Here is a 21,351-nt window from a genome sequence, read left to right as displayed (position 1 = left end):
CCCAGGCGGATCAGTCCGGGAAGGTGACCACCCAGCGGGCGCCCTCGCCCCGGGCCAGCCGGTCCAGCGCCGCGGGCGCCTCCGCCAGCGAGACCGTGCCGCTGACCAGCGGCGTCAGGTCGAGGTCACCGGCGGCGAGCGCCGCCGCCAGCTCCGGCACCTCCCGGTCCGGGTCGGTCGAGCCGTAGACCGAGGAACGCAGCGTGCGCGCCGAGTGGAAGATTTCCGACGCGGAGAGGCTGAACACGTCGTCCCGCCCGCCCATGCCGACCACGGTGACCGCTCCCCCGCGGCGGGTCGCCCGCCAGGCCGCGCGGATGGTCGCGGACCCGCCGACGCACTCGAAGGCGTGGTCCACCCCGCGCCCGCCGGTGCGGCCCCGCACCTCCCGGCTGAGGTTGTCGTCGGAGCGCAGGAACTCGGTGGCGCCGGCCGCGAGCGCCAACTCGCGCTTGGAATCCACCACGTCGACGGCGATGATCGGCGTCGCACCGGCCCGCCGCGCGGCGGTGAGCACGGCCAGCCCGACCCCGCCCAGCCCGATCACCGCGACCGACTCGCCGGCGGCCACCCGGGCGGTGTTGCGGACCGCGCCGGTGCCGGTCAGCACCGCGCAGCCCAGCAGCGCCGCCGGGGCCGGCGGCAGGCCGGCCGGCACCGGCACGGCCGCCCGCTCCGGCACCACCACCTCCTCGGCGAGCGCGCCGAGCCCGAGCGTGACGTGTGTCGGTTCGCCGGCGGCGGTCTCCCCGCGCGCCACCGACGCGGCGCTGTTCGCCGCGCAGAGCCAGGGTTCGTCGTGCCGGCAGTGCCAGCAGTCGCGGCAGGCAGGCGCCCAGTTCAGCACCACCGGCGTACCGACGGTCAGCCGGGTGCCCGGGCCGGCCTCGGCCACCACGCCGGTGGCCTCGTGCCCCAACACCAGGGGGTACGCGGGCGCCAGCGTGCCGTTCACCATGGCCAGGTCGGAGTGGCAGAGGCCGGCGGCCCGGATCCGGATACGCAGCTCCCCCGGCCCGGGCGCGGGCAGGCGTACCTCCTCGACGGCCGGGACCTCGTCCCGGCCGCGCACCACGAGCGCCCTCACCGCCGGATCGTCCTTCGCGAGGCGGACTGGTGACGGGTCGACGTGGCGGGCGGCGCGGCGCGGTCCATGGCGTCCTTCGGGTGGGAACCAGCGGTCGGACGTGGCGAGGCTACCCCGGCCCGGTGACCGGTTGCCGCGGGGCGACGGTCGCCGCGTACTCGGCGACGAGGCCGTGCAGCAACGCCTCCAGGCCCAGCGTGAACGCGCCCTCGTCGACGCTGCGCTGGTGACCGGCGAGCCGGTGGGCCTGGTGCAGGTGCGGGTGCGCGGCGTAGAGCGACGGGTCCTCGACGAAGCCACGGGCGAACGAGCCGAGCGCCGAGCCGGCCACGAAGTAACGCAGCGCCGCGCCGACGTGGGTGGCCCGCGCGGGGGGCCACCCGGCCCGGACCAGCGCGCCGTACACCGCGTCGGCCATCGTGAGCGCGGCCGGCCGACGGCCGGGCCCCCGCGCCAGGTAGGGCACCACATGCGGGTGGGCGGCCAACGCGGCCCGGTAGGAGCGGGCCCAGTGGCGCAGCGCCTCGGGCCAGTCGTGCCGGCCGAACCCGCTGACGTCGACCGTCGCGGTGACACTGTCGGCCACCGCGTCGAGGATCTCCTCCTTGGTGGCGAAGTGGTTGTAGAGCGAGGGACCGCGTACGCCGAGCGCGGCGGCGAGCCGCCGGGTGGACAGCGCGTCCAACCCGTCGGCGTCGATCAGCGCGAGCGCGGCCTCGACGATCCGGCCTCGGGTGAGCAGGGCCTGTCTGGGTCGTGGCACGCCGTCATCATCCTCCCTTCCGCCGCAAAACTTCCAGCGCTAGTTTGAGACCGACGCCGACCGAGGGGGACACCGTGGACTTCGCACTGTCCGACGAGGAACGCGCGGTACGGGACACCGTGCGCGCGTTCGTCAGCCGCGAGGTGATGCCGCTGGAGGCGGAGGTGCTGCGCCGCGAGCGGGCCCACCGGCCCGGCCTGGACCGCTCCGAGCTGCGCGAACTCCAGCTCAGGGCGAAGCGGTTCGGCTTCTGGGGCCTGGCCACCCCCGAGGAGTACGGCGGGATGGCCCTGCCCGCGGTCATGCAGTCGTTGATCTGGACCGAACTGGGCCGCAGCTTCGTGCCGTTCCGCTTCGGCGGCGAGGCCGACAACATCCTGTTCCACGCCACCGAGGAGCAGAAGCGCGAGTTCCTGCTCCCCACCATCGCCGGGGAGCGGATCTCCTGCTTCGCCATCACCGAGCCGGGCGCCGGCTCCGACGCCGCGAACATCAGGCTGCGCGCCCGGCGCGACGGCGACGACTGGGTCCTCGACGGCGAGAAGACGTTCATCACCAACGGCAACGACGCCGACTTCGCCATCGTGGTCGCGGTGACCGACCCGGAGAAGGGCGCCCGTCGCGGCGGCGCCACCGCGTTCCTGGTCGACCGCGCCATGGGCTGGCGGTCGGAGTTCATCCAGACCATGGGCGAGGGCGGCCCCGCGGCGTTGGTCTTCGACGGCGTACGGGTGCCGCACCGCAACATCCTCGGCGAGATCGGCCAGGGCTTCGCGCTGGGCATGGAGTGGATCGGCAAGGGCCGCTACACCATCCCCTCGCACGCGGTCGGCATCGCCGAGCGGGCCCTGCAGATGGCGATCGACCACGCGAACGCCCGGGAGACGTTCGGCGCGCCGATCGCCACCAACCAGGCCATCCAGTGGATGATCGCCGACTCGGAGACCGAGTTGGAGGCCGCCCGCTGGCTGATCCTGCGCTCCGCCTGGACCGTCGATGCGGGCCTCGACCCCCGGCACGCCTCCTCGATGGGCAAGCTCTACGGCGCCGGCATGGTCAACCGGGTGGTGGACCGGGTGCTCCAGATCCACGGCGGCATGGGCTACACCCGCGAACTGCCGATCGAGCGCTGGTACCGGCAGGTCCGGCTCTACCGGATCTTCGAGGGCACCGACGAGATGCAGCGGTTGATCATCTCCCGGGACCTGCTGCGCGGGTACACGAAGATCGGCGGCCACCTGGCCTGACCGGTCAGTCGGTCAGCGCCTCGACCGCCCGGTCCACGTCCTCCTGCGTGGTGTAGAGGTGGAACGACGCCCGCACCCGCCCGGCCCGGACCGCCGCCCGCACCCCGGCGCGGGCCAGCCGCTCCTGCGCGTCCGGCACGTCCACGGAGACGATCGCGCTGTCGCCGGGCGGGCGGCCCAACCCGGCGAGGAACCGGTTGGCCAACGCCACGTCGTGGTCGCGCACCGCCACCGGGTCGAGTTCGGCGAGCAGCTCCAGCACCGGGGCCGCGCCGGCGTAGCAGAGCCAGGACGGGGAGATGTCGAACCGGCGGGCGTCGTCGGCCAGCCGCAGCGGCAGGCCGTAGAACGAGGCGCTCGGGTCGCGGCCGGCGTACCAACCGGCGGCGTCGGCACGCATCCGCTCGCGCAGCGCCGGCGCCAGGTAGGCGAAGGCCGCACCACGCGGCGCCATCAACCACTTGTACGCCCCCACCAGCACCGCGTCCGCCCGGTCCGCGGCGAACGGCAGCCACCCGCAGGCCTGGGTGGCGTCGACCACCACGAGCGCGCCGTGCGCCCGGGCCGCCGCGACGATCTCGTCGTACGGGGCGACCGTGCCGTCGGCGGACTGCACCAGGCTGAACGCCACCAGGTCGGTGTCGGCGTCGATGGCGTCGACCAGGCCGTCGAGCGGGACGGTGCGCACCCGCACGCCGCGCTCCTCCTGCACCAACCAGGGGAACAGGATCGAGGTGAACTCGACCTCGGGCACCACCACCGTGGCCCCCGGCGGCAGCGCCGCCGCGATCGGCGCCGCCAACTGGGAGACGGCCGCGCCGATGCTCACGTCGGCCGCGTCCACGCCGACCAGCCGGGCGAACGCGGCCCGGGAGCGCCCGACCGACTCGTCCCACACCTCGAACGACACCCGGCCGCTCCGCCACTCGGTGAGCACCTGCTGCACCGCCGTCCACACCGGATCGGGCGGCAACCCGTAGGTCGCCGTGTTCAACCAGCCCGGCTCCGGTTGCCACAACTTCTGTGCCTGCTCCAGCTCCATGCCGTCGACGCTAGCCACCGCCCTCGCTCGCCGGACACCGCCAATCCCGGCCCGGTGGCTCCGCCCCTTCGCGACGTCCGCGCCGAGGTCCGCCGCCAGGTCGGCGAAGTGGCGGCATCCGACCGCCCGGGACACCACCACGTCGGCGAGCTGAAGTTGGTCAGCGGATGTTGCCGGTGTGCCCGAGCGAGTAGCGGCCGGGCTGCGGCCAGACGGTCAGGCCGTGCGGTCCCCGGCCGACCGGTATCCGGGCCAGCAGCTTGCCGTTCTCCGTACTCAACACGTACACCTCGTCGTGGAAGCGCCCGGAGAGCCAGAGGCGCTTGCCGTCCGACGAGAGGCCGCCCATGTCGGGGCTGCCACCACCGGGAATCCGCCAGGTCGCGGTGGGTGTCAAGCTCGCCAGGTCGAGTACGGTCACGCTGCCCTCGTCGCGGTTGGTGACGTAGGCGAGCCGGGCATCACGGCTGAAGTAGATGCCGTGCGCGCCCCGGCCGGTGCGGACGAAGCCGGTCTGTCGGGTCGCCGCACCGTCGAAGACGTACACGCCGTTGGCGCGCATGTCCGCCACGAGGAAGTGCCGCCCGTCCGGCGTGAGCCGGGTGTCCTGGGGCATGCCGTCACTCGCCTCGGTGAGCCGGAACTCGCGCACCTTGCGGAACGTGGTGGTGTCGAGCACCAGCATCCGGTTGGCGAACTCACAACTGAACAGCATGGTCCTGCCGTCGGCCGAGTAGTCCANCCCATGTCGTAGACATCCAACCGCTGGTACGCCTCGGCCACCACGATCGCCCGTTTGCCGTCCGGGGTGAAGTACAGGTTGTAGACGTCTTCGAGCTTCCTGAACCGCCCCGGCTCACCGGTGCGCGCGTCGATCGGCACCAGGCCGCCGTTGGGGATCTGACTGGAAGCCACGTAGAGCGTGCGCAGGTCGTAGGAGGGCACGACGTGCTGGGGCTCCGGGCCGCCCGGGAACTTCCGTACCACCTGGTAGGTCGCGGGGTCGATCACCCAGACGTCGTTGCTCTTGGTGTTCGGCACGTAGACCAGGGGTCGGTCGTCGCGTACGCGCGGGACCAGCTTGTCCGGACCGGCGGCGGCGTACACGTTGCCGGGCGTCGGGTACGCCGGCATACCGGCCACCAGCGGACCGAACGTACCGGCGGAGCCACCCGCGGACGGGCCGGTCAGGGCCTCTTGGCTGGACGGCCGGTCCGTGCATGCCGTCAGCCCCGCCGACAGGAGCAGGGCCGCCGAAAGCGCCAGGAGCGACCGAGGCGTCATCTCCTGAGCTTAAAGGACAAATTTGAACGTATCCGGCACTTTCTGGTCCGTCGCCGGTAGCCCGGGCTCAACCGGGCGCGGGTAGGTCCGCCAGCACCGTCGCCATCTCCGCCCGCACCCGGGACAGCGGCCAGCCAGCCAGTTCAGGCAGGCCATACCGTTCCCGCAGCCGCCGCACCGCCGCCAGGCCGACCAGATAGCCGCAGCGTCGGGGCAGGTCTCCGCGCAGTGGCGAGTCCCGGGTGAGGAAGTACGCGGCGTGATGGTCCGGGTCGGTGGCGTCGAGGTCGGCCCGGACCCGGTCGAGGATGTCCGGCCAGCGGCGACGGCACTCGTCGAGCCACGGCCGGTGGCCGAGCCGACCGAACCAAAGGTACGCCTCGTCGGGCCGGCCGCTGTCGAGTTCGGCCGTTACCTGGGTGGCCAGCCCTTCGACGAACAGGTTCTTCGCCACCCCGTGCTCCGGCCAGTCACGGATACCGGCCCGGCGGTCGTGCACCACATGGGCGGCCTCGTGCCGCACGAGGAGCCGGACGTCCTCCGGTGGGTCGAGCCGTTCCACGGCGAGGAAGAGCGCGTACCGGCCGCCCAGGTCGTCGGCCCAGCCGTTGGCCCGGTGCAGCCCGACCAGCACCACGCACTCCACCGGGCCGCCGTCGCCGGACCAGCCGAGCGCCCGGGCCGCCGCCGCGACGCCGTCGGGCAGCAGTCCGCGTACCGTCTCGGCGCGGGCCGTCAGGTCGGCCGCCCGGTCGTGGAGACGGTCGACGGCGGCCCGCACCTCCGCCGGGGCGGGCGGGCCGCCGTCGCGGTCCACCACGCGGGCGACGTCCGGATGCCGGTCGAGGTAGCGGGACCGCCACAGCACCGGCCACCGGTCGGCCGGGACCGCGCGACACTCACGCACGACGGCGACGAAGTCGGGTACGAGGTCACGGACGCGCAGCAGGTCGGCGGGGGGCATGTGCCCGATGCTGCCCGATCACCGCCCGCCCCGCACGGTCAGCTCACGTTGGCCGGGCCCAGGACGCTCTTCAGGTCGCCCATCAGCGCGGTGGTCGCGGCGACCCGGAACGGGCCGAGACGCAGCGTGGTGGTCTTGCCGCCGTTGAGCAGCTTGACGTGCACCTCGGTGTCGCCGGGGTGCAGCACCAGGGTTTCCTTGAGCCGTTCGACCAGCGGCGGGGTGCAGCGGTGCACCGGGATGGTCAACGTGACCGGCTTGTTGGCCGGGTTGCTGGTGACGTCCGGCATGGACATGTCCATCGCCATGATGCGCGGGGTGTCGTCGCGCCGGTCCACCCGGCCCTTGACCACCACGATCGCGTCCTCCGCGATGTACTGCCCGATCACCTCGTACGTGTTCGGGAAGAACAGCGCCTCGACGCCACCGGCCAGGTCTTCCAGCGTGGCCGAGGCCCAGGCCCGGCCCTGCTTGGTGACCCGGCGCTGCACGCCGGAGAGGATGCCGGCCAGCGTGACCACCGCGCCGTCGGGCACGGTGCCCTCCTCGGAGAGGGCGGCGATGGTGGTGTCGGCCGCCGCGCCGAGCACATGCTCCAGACCGAACAGCGGGTGGTCGGAGACGTAGAGGCCGAGCATCTCGCGTTCGAACGCCAGCTTGTCGCGCTTCTCCCACTCGCTGTCCCCGATGACCGGCATGACGGTGGTGCTGCCGGTGTCCGCGTCGCCGAAGCCGGCGCCGAAGAGGTCGTACTGGCCGACCGCCTCCTTGCGCTTGACGTCGGCGTACGCGTCGATGGCGTCGGCGTGCACGGCCAGCAGACCCTTGCGCGGGTGCTCCAGCGAGTCGAACGCGCCGGCCTTGATCAGTGATTCGATGGTCTTCTTGTTGCAGACCACCGCGTCCACCTTGGACAGGAAGTCGTAGAAGTCGGCGTACTCGCCCTTCTCCTCACGGCAGCGCATGATCGAGGCGACCACGTTCGCGCCGACGTTGCGCACCGCGCCGAGACCGAAGCGGATCTCCTTGCCGACCGGGGTGAACGGGCCGGCGGAGGTGTTCACGTCCGGCGGGAGCACCTGGATCCGCATCCGGCGGCACTCGGACAGGTAGAGCGCCATCTTGTCCTTGTCGTCGCCGACGGAGGTGAGCAGCGCCGCCATGTATTCCGCCGGGTAGTGCGCCTTCAGGTAGGCGGTCCAGTAGGAGACCAGGCCGTACGCGGCGGAGTGCGCCTTGTTGAACGCGTAGCCGGCGAACGGCACCAGGACGTCCCACACCGCCTGGATGGCGTCGTCGGGATAACCGTTGGCGCGGCAGCCGTCCCGGAACGGGACGAACTCCTTGTCCAGGATCTCCTTCTTCTTCTTGCCCATCGCGCGGCGCAGCAGGTCGGCCTGGCCGAGCGTGTAGCCGGCGAGGATCTGCGCGGCGCGCTGCACCTGCTCCTGGTAGACGATCAGCCCGTGGGTGGGGGCGAGGATCTCGCGCAGCGGCTCCTCCAGCGCCGGATGGATCGGGGTGATCTCCTGGAGGCCGTTCTTGCGCAGCGCGTAGTTGGTGTGCGAGTCGACACCCATCGGGCCGGGCCGGTAGAGCGCCAGCACGGCGGAGATGTCCTCGAAGTTGTCCGGCTTCATCATCCGCAGCAGTGAGCGCATCGGCCCGCCGTCGAGCTGGAACACGCCGAGCGTGTCGCCTCGGGCGAGCAGTTCGTAGGCGGCCTTGTCGTCCAGCGGCAGGCCGAGCAGGTCCAGCTCCTTGCCGTGGTTGAGCCCGATGTTCTTCACCGCGTCGTCGATGATGGTCAGGTTGCGCAGGCCGAGGAAGTCCATCTTCAGCAGCCCGAGCGACTCGCAGGTCGGGTAGTCGAACTGCGTGATGATCACGCCGTCGGCGTCACGCCGCATCAGCGGGATGTGGTCGATGATCGGCTCGGCGGACATGATGACGCCGGCCGCGTGCACGCCGCTCTGCCGGATCAGCCCCTCGATGCCCTTCGCGGTCTCGATGACCTTCTTGACGTCCGGGTCGGTCTCGTAGAGCCCTCGGATCTCGCCGGCCTCGGCGTAGCGCGGGTGCTTCGGGTCGAAGATGCCGGAGAGCGGGATGTCCTTGCCCATCACGGCCGGCGGCATGGCCTTGGTGATCCGGTCGCCGACCGCGTACGGGTAGCCGAGCACCCGGGCCGAGTCCTTGATCGCGGCCTTCGCCTTGATCGTGCCGAACGTGGCGATCTGCGCGACCTTGTCCTCGCCCCACTTGTCGGTCACGTACTTGATCACCTCGCCGCGCCGACGCTCGTCGAAGTCGATGTCGACATCCGGCATGGAGACGCGCTCGGGGTTGAGGAACCGCTCGAAGATCAGGCCGTGCGGGATCGGGTCCAGGTCGGTGATGCCCAACGCGTACGCGACGAGCGAGCCGGCCGCCGAACCACGACCCGGGCCGACCGCGATGCCCTGGCTCTTCGCCCACTGGATGAAGTCGGCGACCACGAGGAAGTAGGACGGGAAGCCCATCTGGATGATGACGCCCAGCTCGTACTCGGCCTGGACGACGTGGCCCTCCGGGATGCCGTTCGGGAAGCGGCGCTTGAGCCCGACGAACGTCTCCTTGCGGAACCACGACTCCTCGGTCTCGCCCTCGGGGATCGGGAACCGCGGCATCAGGTTGTGGAACGTGAACATCCCGGCCGGGTCGACCTTCTCCGCCACCAGCAGCGTGTTGCGGCAACCCTGCTGCCACAGCTCGGAGGAGTCGACCGCGCGCATCTGGTCGGCGGACTTGACGAAGTAGCCGCCACCCTCGAAGCGGAACCGGTTCGGGTCGGCGACGTTGCTGCCGGTCTGCACGCAGAGCAGGACGTCGTGCGCCTCGGCCTGCGCCTCGTGGGTGTAGTGCGAGTCGTTGGTGACCACCGGCGGGATGTCGAGCTTGCGGGCGATCTCGGTGAGCCCGTCGCGGACCCGGCGCTCGATGTCGAGGCCGTGGTCCATGATCTCCAGGAAGTAGTTGTCCTTGCCGAAGATGTCCTGGTACGCGGCGGCGACCTTGAGCGCCTCGTCGAACTGGCCGAGCCGCAGCCGGGTCTGCACCGCGCCGGAGGGGCAGCCGGTGGTGGCCATGATGCCCTCGGCGTGCTCGGCGATCAGCTCCATGTCCATCCGGGGCCACTTGACGTAGTGGCCCTCCATCGAGGCGCGGGAGTTGAGCCGGAACATGTTGTGCAGGCCGGTGCGGTTCGCCGCCCACATGGTCATGTGGGTGATGGCGCCGTTGCCGGAGACGTCGTCGCTCTTCTGCTCGGGGCGGCCCCACTTGACCCGNTGACCCCGGCGGCCATGGCCTGCTTGTAGAAGTCGTTCGCGCCGTGCATGTTGCCGTGGTCGGTGATCGCCACCGCCGGCATCCCGAGCCGGGCCGCCTCGGCGAAGAGGTCCTTGAGCCGGGCCGCACCGTCGAGCATCGAGTACTCGGTGTGTACGTGCAGATGCGCGAACGAATCGCCCATGCGTGGCGTCCCCCCGGGTCGTGGTCATGGTCGGCCCGCCCACCCTAGCGCCGCCCGAACGGCGACCTCCAGCAGCCGCGCGGGACGGACCTCCGTGGTGATGTGGATCTCCGCAGGCAATGCCACGCATTGTTGTCGGCCGACGCGATGTCATGCCTCATTGCGATACTGTGTGGCGCACAGTATCGTGTGTCGCATGGTTAGCGACGAGGTTCTTCGGACCCATCTCCAGGAGCTGCGACGCGGCACCGTCGTGGTGGCCAGCCTGGTCGCCCTGCGCCGCCCCGACTACGGCTACGCCCTGCTGCAACGGTTGGCCGCGCACGGCTTCGCGGTCGACGCCAACACGCTCTACCCGCTGCTGCGCCGGCTTGAGGAACAGGGCCTGCTCACCAGCGAGTGGAACACCGAGGAGAGCCGGCCGCGCAAGTTCTACCGCGTCAGTGCCGACGGCGAGGCCGTGCTGGGCCGCCTGCTCGACGACCTGACCGCGGTGCAGACCTCCGTCACCCAGCTGATCGAAGGAGTGGGGCGATGACCTCCCTGACCGACCGCTACGTCGCGGCCACCCTGCGGGCCGTGCCCGCGTCGCGCCGCACCGAACTCGCCGAGGAGCTGCGGGCCTCGATCGCCGACATGATCGACGATCGGACCACCGGCGGACAGGACCACGCCGCCGCCGAACGCGAGGTGCTCACCGAGATGGGCAACCCCGAGCAGCTCGCCGCCCGCTACAGCGACCGCACGCTGCACCTCATCGGCCCGCGCTACTTCCTGCTCTGGTGGCGGGTGCTGCGACCGCTGCTCACCTACGTGCCGGCGGCCGTGGGCGTGATCGCCGGCCTCGTCAAGGCCACGGCCGGCGACGCGCCGGGCGCGGCCATCGGCACGGCGGTCGTGGTCGCGATGCAGACCGCGGTGCAGATCGCGTTCTGGTTGACGCTCTGCTTCGCGTTGCTGGAGCGCAGCCAGACGCCGCTGGGACTGCCCGAGTGGACCGTCGACCGGCTTCCCGAGGACACCCACGATCGGCAGATCAGCCAGCCGGACAGCGTGGCCTCCGTCGTCTTCCTGCTCGGCACGATCGGGGTCCTCGTCGGCCAGCACTTCCAGCACTGGACCAACGACGACGGCTCCCGGCTGCCGGTGCTCGACCCGGCCCTGTGGAGCTTCTGGCTCCCGGCCTTGATCGTGGTGCTGGCCGCCACCATCGGGCTGGAGATCGCGAAGTACCGGGCCGGGCGGTGGACCTGGCCGCTGGTGGCGGTCAACGCGCTGCTCAACCTGGCGTTCGCGGCGCCGGTGGTCTGGCTGCTGCTCACCGACCGGCTGCTCAACCCGGAGCTGATCGAGCGGTTCGCCTGGCTGCGCGAGGGCGGGGCGGACGACGTGACCCGCATCGCCGCCGTGGTCACCGTCGTCATCGCGGCGTGGGACGTGATCGACAGCGCGGTCAAGGCCCGCCGCGCCACCCACTGAGACCGCGCCCGGCCCGGCCCTCGCCACGTACGGGCCGGGCCGGGCGCCACGTCGGCTGCCCGACTCGCCGGGGTCGTTGCGGCGACGACGGGCATAAGCTGGGTTCCCGGCCCTCGGCGAGCACTGGACGAACTGATGCCCCTCCCGGACGGCACCGACGAGCTGGCCCGGTCGGCGGCCCGCGGCGACCGGAAGGCACTCGACGCGCTGCTGGTCGCCGTGCGGCCCGAGGTGTTGCGACAGTGCGCCCGCCTGCTGCCCCACCAGCAGGACGCCGAGGAAGCCTGCCAGGACGCGCTGCTCGCGCTCGCCCGCGGCATCACCCAGTTCGAGGGGCGCTCGTCGTTCCACACCTGGCTCTACCGGATCACCGCCAATCGGGCCCGTTCCACCTACCGGACACTGCGGCGCCGGTGGCAATGGGAGGCCGGTGGCGTGCCACTGCCCGATCCGCCCGATCCCCGGCGAACCAGCGTGGTGGCCGGCACCCGGCTCGACCTGCTCGACGCCCTCGACGCGGTCCCACCGAATCTCGCCGAGGCGGTCACGCTACGGGACGTGCTGGGGATGAGTCACCGTGAGATCGCCGGCCTGCTCGACGTGCCGGAGGGGACGGTCAAGTCCCGGATTCACGAGGGCCGCCGGCAACTCCGACAGCGGATGTCCGATGAATGAGCGACCCGTCCCGGGCCGTCGGCGCGGTGCCGTAGCCATGCTCGTCCTCCTCCTGGGTGCCCCGGCCTGCGCCGACCAACCGGTCTCGCCGCTGCCCGTACGGCCGCCGGCGGCCAGCACGGTCGCCGCAGCTCCCCCGCCCGCCTCCACCTCGCCCGCCGCACCACCGTCGCGGACCACGCGGACACCGGCACGTCCCGAGTCGAGCGCGCCGACCCGGACCCGGTCGACCCGACCCACCTCGCCAGCCGGCACCACGGCGCCCACCGCGTGTCTCGGCGCGGTCCGTTACGACCTGAACCTCGCGGAAACGGAGCTGGCACTGGTGAGGTCGCTCTGTTTCGCCACCGGCGGGGTGCTGCGCATCCAGGGGATCGGGCCGGGCCAGGTCGAGGTGGACCAGGAGCACCTGGTCTCGCGCAGCTACGAGGCCGGCGTAGTGGACATCCGGTTCGTGCGCGCCGGCACCGTCGTGGTCAGCATTCCCCAGGACGGTCGGACGTACCCCGTCACGGTGGTGGTGGTCTGACCGGACAAGCTAACGGGTCCGTACCCCGGCGAGCACCGCGTCGACGAAGTCACCACCCCGGTCCGGTGGCGGGGTGAGCTGCACGTAGAGCAGGCCGGTCGCACCCCCGGCCAGCCCGGCGGCCTCCACGATCAGCGGCCGACCGGTGGGGCAGGCGTATGTGGCGACCGTCCACTCGACACTCCCCTGCCAGGTCCGCCGCAGCGGCGCCGCGACGCAGTCGGCGTGCGGCCGTTCGGCGAGGAAGCCCGCGGGACCGGTGCGGCGGGCCGTCGCGGCGGAGAGGCCCACGAAGGCGCCGGGCAGACTCGGATCGACCGCCCAGGACCGAGGATCCGGGGACATCACCAACGCCGGTTCCAGGCGCCCGTCGTCGCCGTACTGCCCGGCCCAACCGGTACCCTCGGCCCGCCACCCGGGCGGCAGGACCACGGTCAGCGGCCCGCTGCGACCGGTGACACCGGCCGGGCCACGGCGGGCCGTGTCACCCGCNCCGGCGGGGTCGCCGTGGAACGCTGCCGGCCGGGCCCTCGACCGCGCCGGCCGCCGCGCCCCGCAACGCCTCCCGGAACGCGGCCGCATCCGGATAGCGGTCGGCCGGACGGACGGCGCTGGCCGTCCGGAGCACCGCGGCTACCCCCGCTGGCACCCCGGCCCGCAGCCGCGCCCCGTCGACCGGCCGGTCGTCGGCGGCACCGCCCGACGTCGCGCCCTCGCCGAGCAGCCGCAGCCCGAGGCGACCCAGACCGAACACGTCGGCACGGGTGTCGACGACCGCGAGCGGATCGTCCTGTTCCGGCGCCATGTATCCGGGCGTACCCGCCCGGGCGGTCAGCCCGGAGGCGGAGGCGAGCGCCTTGGCCAGCCCCAGGTCGGCGATGAGCACCCGCTCGCCGCCCGGCCCCGAGTGGAAAAGGACGTTGCTCGGGGTCAGGTCGCGGTGCACCACCCGGTGCCGGTGCAGCACCGCCACCCCCGCCGCGATCTCGTCGAGCACGCTCAGAGCTTCGATCACCGGCACCTGGCCGCGCGCCAGGCGGTCCCGGAGGCTACCGCCGTCCGCCCAGGCCAGCACGGCGTACGGGCGGCCGTCGGGAAGCTCACCCACGGCGTGCACCCGGACCAGCCGGTCGTGCTCCAGCCGTCGCAGCAGTCGCGCCTCGTCGAGGAACCGTTCTCGTACCCGCAGGTCGTGGCTCCAGTTGTCGGCCAGCACCTTGATCGCCACCCGGTCCTCGAGCACCGGGTCGTACGCCAGCCAGACCGTGGCGAAGGACCCCGTCCCAAGCAGCCGCTCCACCCGGTACGCCCCGATCCGCATCGGTATGGCCATCGCTCACCTCCGGGCCGCCATCGGCGTGCACCGCGCCTTCGACGGTAGCGGGGACACCCAATCGACCGCCTGCCGAACGGAACCGGGTCGGCCGGAGACCAATGAGACAGGGAACCTGACAAAGGAGAACGTCATGAACCGTCTCGCGTCCACCGTCCTCGCCGGGGTGCTGGCCGTCGCCCCGCTGGCCGCGGCCGCCGGGCCGGCCGCGGCCGCCGTCCCGGCCTCCGGGGCGGCCGGCGACACCGCGCCGGGGCTTCGTCCGCTCACCGAGGTGCTCGGCGTCGGCGGCGCCGGCCCGTATCGCATCGGCGCCCGGCTGGACCGGCTCGCCGCCGCCGGGCTGATCGACTGGACGGCACCCGGTCGCGCCGGGGTGGAGCATGCCGGCGCGACCGGAGCCTGGGCCGGCGTGATCCTGCTGGCCTTCCGCGACGGGCGACTGGTGTCGGTGGGGACGGCCACCGTCCCGCCGCGCTCCCCGGCCGGCGCGGCGGTCGGGATGTCCTTCGCCGAACTGGCGGCCATCTACGGGCCGCGCGGCAGGTTCATCCGCAACGACGCGGGAGACGCCACGGCGTACCTGGTGCGGTTCGGATCCCGGGTGGAGCTGTTCACCGGCCATCCGATCCGGCCCGGGGTCGGCTACTACGAGGCCGGTCTGGCGTCCTTCGTCGAGGTCGGCTTCCGCCGGGGCTGCTCCTGCTGATCGAGGCCATCAGGCGATGCCGCGCCGTACCCCCGTCGGACGAGTCGTCCGGCACAGTGTCGCCCGGCCCACCTCGTGCCGCCCTTCCCGGTGGGTCGGGGTGGGCCGGATGGCATGGTCGTACCGTGAGCACCGCACCCACCACCGGCTGGCGACGACCGGCTCCCACGGCCGAGCAGCTCCGCGCGGACCTGTGGATCGGCCTCGCCGTCACCGTGCTGGCCCTGTTCGAACTGACCCTGGCGCGCAGCACCGGGGCGTTCGTGCTCGGGCCGCCGCCGAGCCTGGCCGAACAGCTCTGGTGGACCGTCGCGACGACCGCGCCGCTGGCCGTACGGCGACGCTGGCCGGCGGCCGTCGCGGTGGTCGTCTCGATCGCCTTCGTCGCGGGCCAGGCCCGGGCGGTGCCGCTGTCCCAGCTCCCGTCCGGGGCGCTCTTCGCCGCCCTCTACACGCTGGGCGCGTGGGGCACCGACCGGCGGGTGGCGGGGCGGCTCCGGATGGGCATCATCGCCACGATGTTCGGCTGGCTGGGGTTGTCGCTCGCGCTGCGGGCGGAGCAGCTCTCCGCGGAGGCGTTCGCCGGGGCGGCCGGGCCGGTGCCGCCGGTGCTCGCCGCCGTGATCAACGGGGTGCTGTACAACGTCCTGTTCTTCGTCTTCGCCTACTATTCCGGGCAGACCGCGTGGGTGGCCGCGCGTCGCCGACACGAGCTGCGGGAGCAGGCCGAGGAGTTGCGCCGGTCGCAGGCGCAGGCGCGGGAGCGCGCGGTGATCGCCGAACGGGTGCGGATCGCCCGTGAGCTGCACGACGTGGTCGCCCACCACGTCTCGGTGATGGGCGTGCAGGCCGCCGCCGCCCGGCGGGTCCTCGACCGCGACCCGGACAAGGCGCGGACCGCCCTGACCGCGATCGAGGAGACCGCCCGCACCTCGGTGGACGAGCTGCGCCGGATGCTCGGCGTGCTCCGCGACCCGCACGTCGGGTCCGGACCGGACGACACCCCCGCCGACACCGCCGGCCTGGACCAGGTCGCCGCGCTGGTCGACCGGGCCCGGGAGGCCGGCCTGCGGGTCGAACTCGGGGTGTACGGCGAGCCGGCGGCGCTGCCGCGTTCGGTGTCGCAGGCGGCGTACCGGATCGTGCAGGAGGCGGTGACGAACGTGGTCAAGCACGCGTCCGCCGCCTCGCTCGACGTGCGGATCCGCTACCTGGCCCGGGACCTGGAGGTGGATGTGACCGACGACGGACGCGGCGGCGCACCCGGGCCGGGCGGGCTCGGCCTGATCGGCATGCGCGAGCGGGTCACCGCCCACGGCGGCGAACTGGAGGCGGGACCGCGCGCCGGCGGCGGGTTCCGGGTCCGGGCGCGCATTCCGCTGGGTGTCGAGGCCGTCGGGCGGGCGGCGTGACCGCCCCGGCGCCGGACCGGCCGGTGCGGGTCCTGCTCGTCGACGACCAGCACCTGGTCCGTAGCGGCTTCCGGGTCATCCTCGAGGTGGAGGACGACATCGAGGTGGTGGGTGAGGCCGCCGACGGGGAACGCGCGGTCGCGATGGCGTACGCGCTGCGGCCCGACGTGGTGCTGATGGACGTGGAGATGCCGGTGCTCGACGGGTTGGCGGCGACCCGCCGGATCACCGAGGGCGACCCGGTCGGTCCCGCGGTGCTGATCCTCACCACCTTCGACCGGGACGACTACCTGTTCGCGGCGCTGCGCGCCGGGGCGAGCGGCTTCCTGCTGAAGAACGGCACGCCGGAGGATCTCGTCGAGGCGGTGCGGGTGGTGGCGCGCGGCGAGGGGCTGATCGCGCCGGCGCTCACCCGCCGGGTGATCTCGACCTTCGCCCGGCCCGGGGCGGTGCCGCCCGACCCCCGGCACGACGCCGCGGTGTCGGAGCTGACCCCGCGGGAACGTGAGGTGCTGGAGCTGATCGCGCGGGGGGCCAGCAACGCGGAGATCGCGGGCGTCCTGCACCTCGGCGAGGCGACCGTGAAGACCCACGTCAGTCGCGTCCTGGCCAAGCTCGGGCTGCGCGACCGGGTGCAGGCGGTGGTCTTCGCCTACGAGCACGGGGTGGTCCGTCCCGGCGGGTGAGGTCCCCCGCCCGGCGGACCGGATGATCAACCCCTGGTGGGACGCCGTCGCGCCCTCGCGGCCGTAGCGTCGCCGGTATGACCAGCGTGCTCCGCCTGGATGGCGTCGACCGCAGCTTCGGCGGCCGCCAGGTGCTCTCCGACGTCTCCTTCGACGTGACCGCCGGCCGGCTGACCGGGTTCGTCGGCGGCAACGGCGCCGGCAAGACCACCACCATGCGGATCATCCTCGGCGTGCTCGCTCCCGACGCCGGGCAGGTGCGGTGGCAGGGACACCAGCTCACCCGGGACGCCCGGCGCCGGTTCGGCTACATGCCGGAGGAACGCGGCCTCTATCCGAAGATGACCACCCGCGAGCAGGTGGTGCACCTCGGCCGCCTGCACGGGCTGGACGCCGCCGCGGCCCGCCGTCGCACCGACGCGCTGCTGGACCGGATCGGTCTCGGCGAGCGCGGCGACGACCTGCTGGAGACGTTGTCGCTGGGTAACCAGCAGCGCGCGCAGATCGCCGCCGCGCTGGTGCACGACCCGGAGGTGCTGATCCTGGACGAGCCCTTCTCCGGGCTCGACCCGCTGGCCGTCGACACGGTGGTCGGCGTGCTGCGGGAACGGGCCGCCGCCGGTGCGCCGGTGCTCTTCTCCAGCCACCAGCTCGACGTGGTGGAGCGGCTCTGCGACGACCTGGTGATCATCGCGGGCGGCACGATCCGGGCCGCCGGCGCGCGGGCCGAGCTGCGCGCCGCGTACACCCGGCCCCGGTTCGAGCTGGTGGTCGACGGCGACGCGGGTTGGCTGCGGGACCAGGCCGGCGTGGAGCTGGTCGACCTCGACGGCCCGCGCGCCGTGTTCGACCTCGACCCGGCGGTCGACGACCAGTCGGTGCTGCGCGCGGCGCTGACCCGCGGCCCGGTGCGGGCGTTCGGCCCGGTCACCCCGTCCCTCGCCGAGATCTTCCGAGAGGTCAACCAGTGAACACCTACCAGGCCACCCGGCTGGTCGCCGCCCGCGAGATCAAGGTCAAGCTCCGGGACAAGACCTTCCGGTACGGCACCCTGATCTTCCTGCTCGTCGCGGTGGCCTCCACGGTGCTTCCGGCCCTGCTCCAGGGCGGGCCGACGACGGTGGCGGTGACCGCGGCCGGCGCCGAGCCGCTGCGGGCCGCCGGCTTGGACGTCCTCGTGGTCGACGGCGACGCCGCCGCCGAACGGGCGGTACGCGACGGCGACGCGGACGCGGCCGTGGTCGCCGGACCGACCGTGATCGGCGACGACCGGACCCCGGACGACGTGGTCGGGGCGCTCAGCGTCGCACCGACGGTACGGCTGCTCGACCCGGACGCGGTGGACCCGGTCACCGCGTACCTGGTGCCGTTCGCCTTCGCGTTCATCTTCTTCTTCATGTCCCAGACGTTCGGCATCCAGGTCGCGCAGAGCGTCACCGAGGAGAAGCAGACCCGGATCGTGGAGATCCTGGTGGCCGCCGTGCCGGTCCGGGCGCTGCTGGCCGGCAAGATCCTCGCGGCCGGCGCGCTGGCGCTGGCACAGGTGGCGCTGATCGGCGTCGCCGTGGTCGCCGGGCTGCGGCTGACCGGCAACGGTGACCTGCTCGCGCTGGTCGCCCCCGCGCTCGGCTGGTTCGTGCCGTTCTTCCTGCTCGGCTTCCTGCTGCTGGCGGCGATGTGGGCGGCGGCCGGCGCGCTGGTCAACCGTCAGGAGGACATCGCCGGGGCGTCCACGCCGGTGCAGTTGGCGGTGATGGCGCCGTTCTTCGCGGTGGTGTTCGGCAACGACAACGCCACCGTGATGCGGATCCTGTCCTACCTGCCGCTCTCCTCCCCCACCGCGATGCCGGTACGGCTGTTCACCGGCGACGCGGCGGCCTGGGAGCCGGTCGTGTCGCTGGTGTTGCTGCTGCTCGCCGCCGTCGGCTTCCTCGCCGCCGGGGCGCGGATCTACCAGGGTTCGCTGTTGCGCACCAACGGGCGGNCCGGCCACCCCGGGGTCAAGGGGGGCCGGCGCGCGTCGTCGGGGCGTACGGGTCAGCCGACCGCGGCCATGACCTCGTCCGAGACGTCGAAGTTCGCGTAGACGTTCTGCACGTCGTCGCAGTCCTCCAGCACGTCGATCAGCTTGAAGATCTTGCGGGCGCCGTCCTCGTCCAGCGGGACGTTGACGCTGGGGATGAGGGAGGACTCGGCCGACTCGTACTCGATGCCGGCGTCCTGGAGCGCGGTGCGCACCGCGATCAGGTCGCCCGGCTCGGACACCACCTCGAACGCCTCGTCGAGGTCGTTGACCTCCTCGGCGCCGGCGTCGAGGACGGCCATCATCACGTCGTCCTCGCTGGTGCCGGCCTTGGGCACGATCACCACGCCCTTGCGGGAGAACATGTACGACACCGAGCCGGCGTCGGCGAGCGAGCCGCCGTTGCGGGTCAGCGCCGTGCGCACCTCGGTGGCGGCGCGGTTGCGGTTGTCGGTCAGGCACTCGATCAGCATCGCCACGCCGTTCGGGCCGTAGCCCTCGTACATGATCGTCTGCCAGTCCGCGCCGCCGGCCTCCAGGCCGGAGCCGCGCTTGACCGCGCGGTCGATGTTGTCGTTCGGTACGGAGTTCTTCTTCGCCTTCTGGATGGCGTCGAAGAGCGTCGGGTTGCCGGCCGGGTCGCCGCCGCCGGTGCGGGCCGCCACCTCGACGTTCTTGATCAGCTTGGCGAACATCTTGCCGCGCTTGGCGTCGATCACGGCCTTCTTGTGCTTGGTGGTCGCCCACTTTGAGTGGCCGGACATCTGCATACCTCCGTCTGTTGACCCACGCCTGCGTCGACTGCTCGCGCCGGCACCCGACGACTTCACGTGGCGGGCTGCGGCGGGTGATGGCCCTGCCGAACCGCCGGTAATCCTACCGAGGCCGTACCGGGGCGTCGCACACCCGCCGGCCGGACCGTCGAACGCGGGCCAGGGCCGGGTGACGGAGATCCGACAATTCCTCCGGTCGCCGGTCGCTCGTGCCGTGGAACGCGCCGACCTGCGTGTCCGCCACGGTGTTCACCGGACGCTCCACCGAACAGCCATCCACTCCTGCCGGGTTCGATCCCTGCGGAGCCGATTCCCGCCCGGCTAACGTCCACATCCCGCGATGGCAGTGGACGGAGGACGTGTGCTCGAGAGCTTCGACGAATTCTCCGCCGGGATCGACATGCTGGGGCCCGACGGGGTGGACGCCCTGAACGGGTTCTCACTCATCGTCGAACTGCCCGCGGCGCGCGACCTCCAGGGGCTGGACGCGTTGCGGCGCGAACTCGGCGCACGGCTCTACCGGGCGGTGGCGGAGGTGCTGGAGGCCAGCGAGCTGCACGAGGTGGACACCCTGCGGCTGGACTGGAGCGACGGGGACGTCGGCGTGGTCTACAAGGAGCCGTCCTTCGGGTTCCGCATCGACATCCGGCGGGACCTGCGGATCACGCTCAGCCGGTCGGGCTCGTCGCTGCGACTGTTCCACAACTGGTACCGGCTGCTGATGCCGTACATCCGGGGGCTCATCTCCCGGATCGCGATCGACCTGTCCGAGGTGCTGCACTCGGACTTCGACCTGCAACCGTTGCGCGCCGCCTACCGCTTCTCGCTGATCGTCTACGACTTCATCCCGGTGCACCGGCAGAAGCCGGTCAGCAGCCACGAGCTGATCGGCCCGTTGCTGTCCCGTCGTCCGGACGAGGACGGCCGGTTCCGTCCGGTGCCGACCGGCCGGGACGCGGCCAGCTCGCTGCGGACCGGCCGGCTCGACATCAAGATCTCCAACTTCCGGGAGGTCGCCCCGGACGTGCACCTGCGGGAGGTCTACGACATCCAGGCGCCGGCCAACCAGGGGTACCGGGGCATCTGGCTGGACTTCCACTCCATCGCCGAGACCATCGGCTCGGACAACGCGGACCTGGACGCCCGCATCGCGCCCCGGCCGGACTTCCTGCTGGAGAACTACGAGGTGCCGTACCGCGACTTCTTCCGCGACCGGGTGGTGAGCGGGTTCATGGCGGACTTCTTCCGGGAGTGGAACTTCTCCTGCGCCGTGGGGACCATGCCGTGAGTCAGGAGACGCTCAACGCGCTCCAGGTCGTCGGGTTGGCCGTCACCCTCACCCTCAGCATCATCGCCCTCATCCTCTCCTGGCAGAACAACCGCGCCACGGCCCGGGAGGCGCGGATCGCCGGGGAGCAACTGGAGACCTCGGTGGTGCCGGTCGCCATGATCCAGGACTCCCGGCTCACCTGGCGCGGGCAGGAACTGGTGGTGCTCTCGGTCCGGCTGCGCAACGTCGGCGCCGGCCCCATGCTGGGCCTGCGGATCGACGGGATCACGCTGGACCGCTCGGCGCTGGCGTTCGTGCCGCTGGGCGAGCCGAAGGCCGACGCGGTGCAGCCGATGACGGACATCGAGCAGCGGCTGCGGTTCACCGATCCGCCCCGCATCCCCGACCTGGGCTCGCTGGTGATCCGGGTCCGCTACTACGACGTCCTCGGCCACGACCATGACAAGCCGCTCAACCTGCGCGTCTCGGCCGGCTCCGGCAGCGGCACGATGACCGGTTTCCTGCCCGCCCGCATCACCCGCCGTCGGACGTAGGAGCAAG

At 72.5% G+C, this 21,351-nt stretch carries 20 protein-coding genes and 2 pseudogenes; 12 read left to right on the top strand and 10 right to left on the bottom strand.

What is annotated here, in order from left to right; translation table 11 throughout:
• Nucleotides 1–10: 10 nt before the first annotated feature.
• Together B1205_RS12490 and B1205_RS12485 are read right to left on the bottom strand one after the other, a co-directional pair.
• Entirely contained in the window at nucleotides 11–1,087 is a 1,077-nt protein-coding gene (locus B1205_RS12490) for a zinc-binding dehydrogenase (RefSeq protein ID WP_441338472.1), read from the bottom strand.
• A gap of 109 nt (nucleotides 1,088–1,196) precedes the next feature.
• Nucleotides 1,197–1,850 (bottom strand): TetR/AcrR family transcriptional regulator, encoded by a 654-nt coding sequence (locus tag B1205_RS12485; RefSeq protein WP_089155742.1) that lies wholly within the window; start codon nucleotides 1,848–1,850, stop codon nucleotides 1,197–1,199.
• Nucleotides 1,851–1,924: 74 nt separating this feature from the next.
• On the opposite strand from B1205_RS12485, the gene B1205_RS12480 reads away from it, so the two are divergent.
• The gene (locus B1205_RS12480) at nucleotides 1,925–3,097 is read left to right on the top strand and encodes an acyl-CoA dehydrogenase family protein (RefSeq protein ID WP_089155741.1); all 1,173 of its coding nucleotides are present in this window, start codon (nucleotides 1,925–1,927) and stop codon (nucleotides 3,095–3,097) included.
• Nucleotides 3,098–3,101: 4 nt separating this feature from the next.
• Here the strand turns inward: B1205_RS12480 and B1205_RS12475 are convergent, their stop codons facing one another.
• The 5 genes and pseudogenes from B1205_RS12475 to dnaE form a co-directional block, all read right to left on the bottom strand.
• Nucleotides 3,102–4,139, bottom strand: a complete 1,038-nt coding sequence (locus B1205_RS12475; RefSeq protein WP_089155867.1) for an aminotransferase class V-fold PLP-dependent enzyme — start codon at nucleotides 4,137–4,139, stop codon at nucleotides 3,102–3,104.
• A 160-nt stretch (nucleotides 4,140–4,299) separates the two neighbouring features.
• Nucleotides 4,300–4,854 carry a YncE family protein gene (locus B1205_RS31340; protein WP_254909882.1) on the bottom strand — a complete coding sequence of 185 codons (555 nt, stop codon included), beginning with the start codon at nucleotides 4,852–4,854 and terminating at the stop codon, nucleotides 4,300–4,302.
• 92 nt (nucleotides 4,855–4,946) lie between these two features.
• A pseudogene (locus B1205_RS32900) lies at nucleotides 4,947–5,273 on the bottom strand (YncE family protein); the annotation flags it as partial.
• A gap of 217 nt (nucleotides 5,274–5,490) precedes the next feature.
• A complete protein-coding gene (locus B1205_RS12465) occupies nucleotides 5,491–6,387 on the bottom strand; it encodes a hypothetical protein (RefSeq protein WP_089155740.1) in 897 nt (298 codons plus the stop codon).
• Between the two features lie 38 nt (nucleotides 6,388–6,425).
• Nucleotides 6,426–9,901: pseudogene (gene dnaE / locus B1205_RS12460) on the bottom strand (DNA polymerase III subunit alpha).
• 196 nt (nucleotides 9,902–10,097) lie between these two features.
• On the opposite strand from dnaE, the gene B1205_RS12455 reads away from it, so the two are divergent.
• The 4 genes from B1205_RS12455 to B1205_RS12440 all read left to right on the top strand — a co-directional run bounded on the left by B1205_RS12455 (nucleotide 10,098) and on the right by B1205_RS12440 (nucleotide 12,584).
• A complete protein-coding gene (locus B1205_RS12455) occupies nucleotides 10,098–10,439 on the top strand; it encodes a PadR family transcriptional regulator (protein ID WP_089155739.1) in 342 nt (113 codons plus the stop codon).
• On the top strand, nucleotides 10,436–11,380 hold the full coding sequence (locus tag B1205_RS12450; RefSeq protein ID WP_089155738.1) for a permease prefix domain 1-containing protein: 945 nt from the start codon (nucleotides 10,436–10,438) through the stop codon (nucleotides 11,378–11,380). The genes B1205_RS12455 and B1205_RS12450 overlap by 4 nt, the downstream gene beginning before the upstream one ends.
• Before the next feature lie 135 nt (nucleotides 11,381–11,515).
• Complete coding sequence (locus B1205_RS12445) at nucleotides 11,516–12,055, top strand: RNA polymerase sigma factor (protein WP_089155737.1); 540 nt, start codon at nucleotides 11,516–11,518, stop codon at nucleotides 12,053–12,055.
• Between the two features lie 37 nt (nucleotides 12,056–12,092).
• Complete coding sequence (locus tag B1205_RS12440; RefSeq protein ID WP_254909881.1) at nucleotides 12,093–12,584, top strand: hypothetical protein; 492 nt, start codon at nucleotides 12,093–12,095, stop codon at nucleotides 12,582–12,584.
• A gap of 9 nt (nucleotides 12,585–12,593) precedes the next feature.
• Here B1205_RS12440 and B1205_RS31330 read toward each other — a convergent pair whose 3' ends face one another.
• A complete protein-coding gene (locus B1205_RS31330; RefSeq protein WP_254909880.1) occupies nucleotides 12,594–13,016 on the bottom strand; it encodes a hypothetical protein in 423 nt (140 codons plus the stop codon).
• A gap of 52 nt (nucleotides 13,017–13,068) precedes the next feature.
• Nucleotides 13,069–13,905 (bottom strand): serine/threonine-protein kinase, encoded by an 837-nt coding sequence (locus B1205_RS31325; protein ID WP_441338483.1) that lies wholly within the window; start codon nucleotides 13,903–13,905, stop codon nucleotides 13,069–13,071.
• A gap of 145 nt (nucleotides 13,906–14,050) precedes the next feature.
• Here B1205_RS31325 and B1205_RS12430 point away from each other — a divergent pair, with 145 nt between their 5' ends.
• The 5 genes from B1205_RS12430 to B1205_RS12410 all read left to right on the top strand — a co-directional run bounded on the left by B1205_RS12430 (nucleotide 14,051) and on the right by B1205_RS12410 (nucleotide 18,810).
• On the top strand, nucleotides 14,051–14,626 hold the full coding sequence (locus tag B1205_RS12430; RefSeq protein WP_089155735.1) for a hypothetical protein: 576 nt from the start codon (nucleotides 14,051–14,053) through the stop codon (nucleotides 14,624–14,626).
• 125 nt (nucleotides 14,627–14,751) lie between these two features.
• Nucleotides 14,752–16,038 (top strand): sensor histidine kinase, encoded by a 1,287-nt coding sequence (locus tag B1205_RS12425; RefSeq protein WP_089155734.1) that lies wholly within the window; start codon nucleotides 14,752–14,754, stop codon nucleotides 16,036–16,038.
• Nucleotides 16,035–16,724 carry a response regulator gene (locus tag B1205_RS12420; RefSeq protein WP_089155733.1) on the top strand — a complete coding sequence of 230 codons (690 nt, stop codon included), beginning with the start codon at nucleotides 16,035–16,037 and terminating at the stop codon, nucleotides 16,722–16,724. The genes B1205_RS12425 and B1205_RS12420 overlap by 4 nt, the downstream gene beginning before the upstream one ends.
• 77 nt (nucleotides 16,725–16,801) lie before the next feature.
• A complete protein-coding gene (locus B1205_RS12415) occupies nucleotides 16,802–17,695 on the top strand; it encodes an ABC transporter ATP-binding protein (protein ID WP_089155732.1) in 894 nt (297 codons plus the stop codon).
• A complete protein-coding gene (locus B1205_RS12410) occupies nucleotides 17,692–18,810 on the top strand; it encodes an ABC transporter permease (protein WP_089155731.1) in 1,119 nt (372 codons plus the stop codon). The genes B1205_RS12415 and B1205_RS12410 overlap by 4 nt, the downstream gene beginning before the upstream one ends.
• Here B1205_RS12410 and B1205_RS12405 read toward each other — a convergent pair.
• The gene (locus B1205_RS12405; RefSeq protein WP_089155866.1) at nucleotides 18,762–19,511 is read right to left on the bottom strand and encodes a YebC/PmpR family DNA-binding transcriptional regulator; all 750 of its coding nucleotides are present in this window, start codon (nucleotides 19,509–19,511) and stop codon (nucleotides 18,762–18,764) included. The genes B1205_RS12410 and B1205_RS12405 overlap by 49 nt on opposite strands.
• Nucleotides 19,512–19,881: 370 nt before the next feature.
• Here B1205_RS12405 and B1205_RS12400 point away from each other — a divergent pair, with 370 nt between their 5' ends.
• Nucleotides 19,882–20,808 carry a hypothetical protein gene (locus tag B1205_RS12400; RefSeq protein ID WP_089155730.1) on the top strand — a complete coding sequence of 309 codons (927 nt, stop codon included), beginning with the start codon at nucleotides 19,882–19,884 and terminating at the stop codon, nucleotides 20,806–20,808.
• The gene (locus tag B1205_RS12395; protein WP_089155729.1) at nucleotides 20,805–21,344 is read left to right on the top strand and encodes a hypothetical protein; all 540 of its coding nucleotides are present in this window, start codon (nucleotides 20,805–20,807) and stop codon (nucleotides 21,342–21,344) included. Before B1205_RS12400 ends, B1205_RS12395 begins: the two co-directional genes overlap by 4 nt.
• The last annotated feature ends 7 nt before the right edge of the window (nucleotides 21,345–21,351 follow it).

The sequence above is a fragment of the Micromonospora sp. NBS 11-29 genome (genome assembly GCF_002140155.1).
Classification (GTDB): Bacteria; Actinomycetota; Actinomycetes; order Mycobacteriales; family Micromonosporaceae; genus Micromonospora.
Note: the sequence above shows the minus strand (reverse complement) of the source record. Positions and strands in the feature narration are given on the sequence as shown.

Coding starts and splice junctions, on each gene's coding strand:
- B1205_RS31340 (WP_254909882.1), bottom strand. CDS start 4,854: ATGCTGTTCAGTTGTGAGTTCGCCAACCGGATGCTGGTGCTCGACACC.
- B1205_RS12415 (WP_089155732.1), top strand. CDS start 16,802: ATGACCAGCGTGCTCCGCCTGGATGGCGTCGACCGCAGCTTCGGCGGC.
- B1205_RS12445 (WP_089155737.1), top strand. CDS start 11,516: ATGCCCCTCCCGGACGGCACCGACGAGCTGGCCCGGTCGGCGGCCCGC.
- B1205_RS12455 (WP_089155739.1), top strand. CDS start 10,098: ATGGTTAGCGACGAGGTTCTTCGGACCCATCTCCAGGAGCTGCGACGC.
- B1205_RS12440 (WP_254909881.1), top strand. CDS start 12,093: ATGCTCGTCCTCCTCCTGGGTGCCCCGGCCTGCGCCGACCAACCGGTC.
- B1205_RS12430 (WP_089155735.1), top strand. CDS start 14,051: ATGAACCGTCTCGCGTCCACCGTCCTCGCCGGGGTGCTGGCCGTCGCC.
- B1205_RS12405 (WP_089155866.1), bottom strand. CDS start 19,511: ATGTCCGGCCACTCAAAGTGGGCGACCACCAAGCACAAGAAGGCCGTG.
- B1205_RS12465 (WP_089155740.1), bottom strand. CDS start 6,387: ATGCCCCCCGCCGACCTGCTGCGCGTCCGTGACCTCGTACCCGACTTC.
- B1205_RS12475 (WP_089155867.1), bottom strand. CDS start 4,139: ATGGAGCTGGAGCAGGCACAGAAGTTGTGGCAACCGGAGCCGGGCTGG.
- B1205_RS12450 (WP_089155738.1), top strand. CDS start 10,436: ATGACCTCCCTGACCGACCGCTACGTCGCGGCCACCCTGCGGGCCGTG.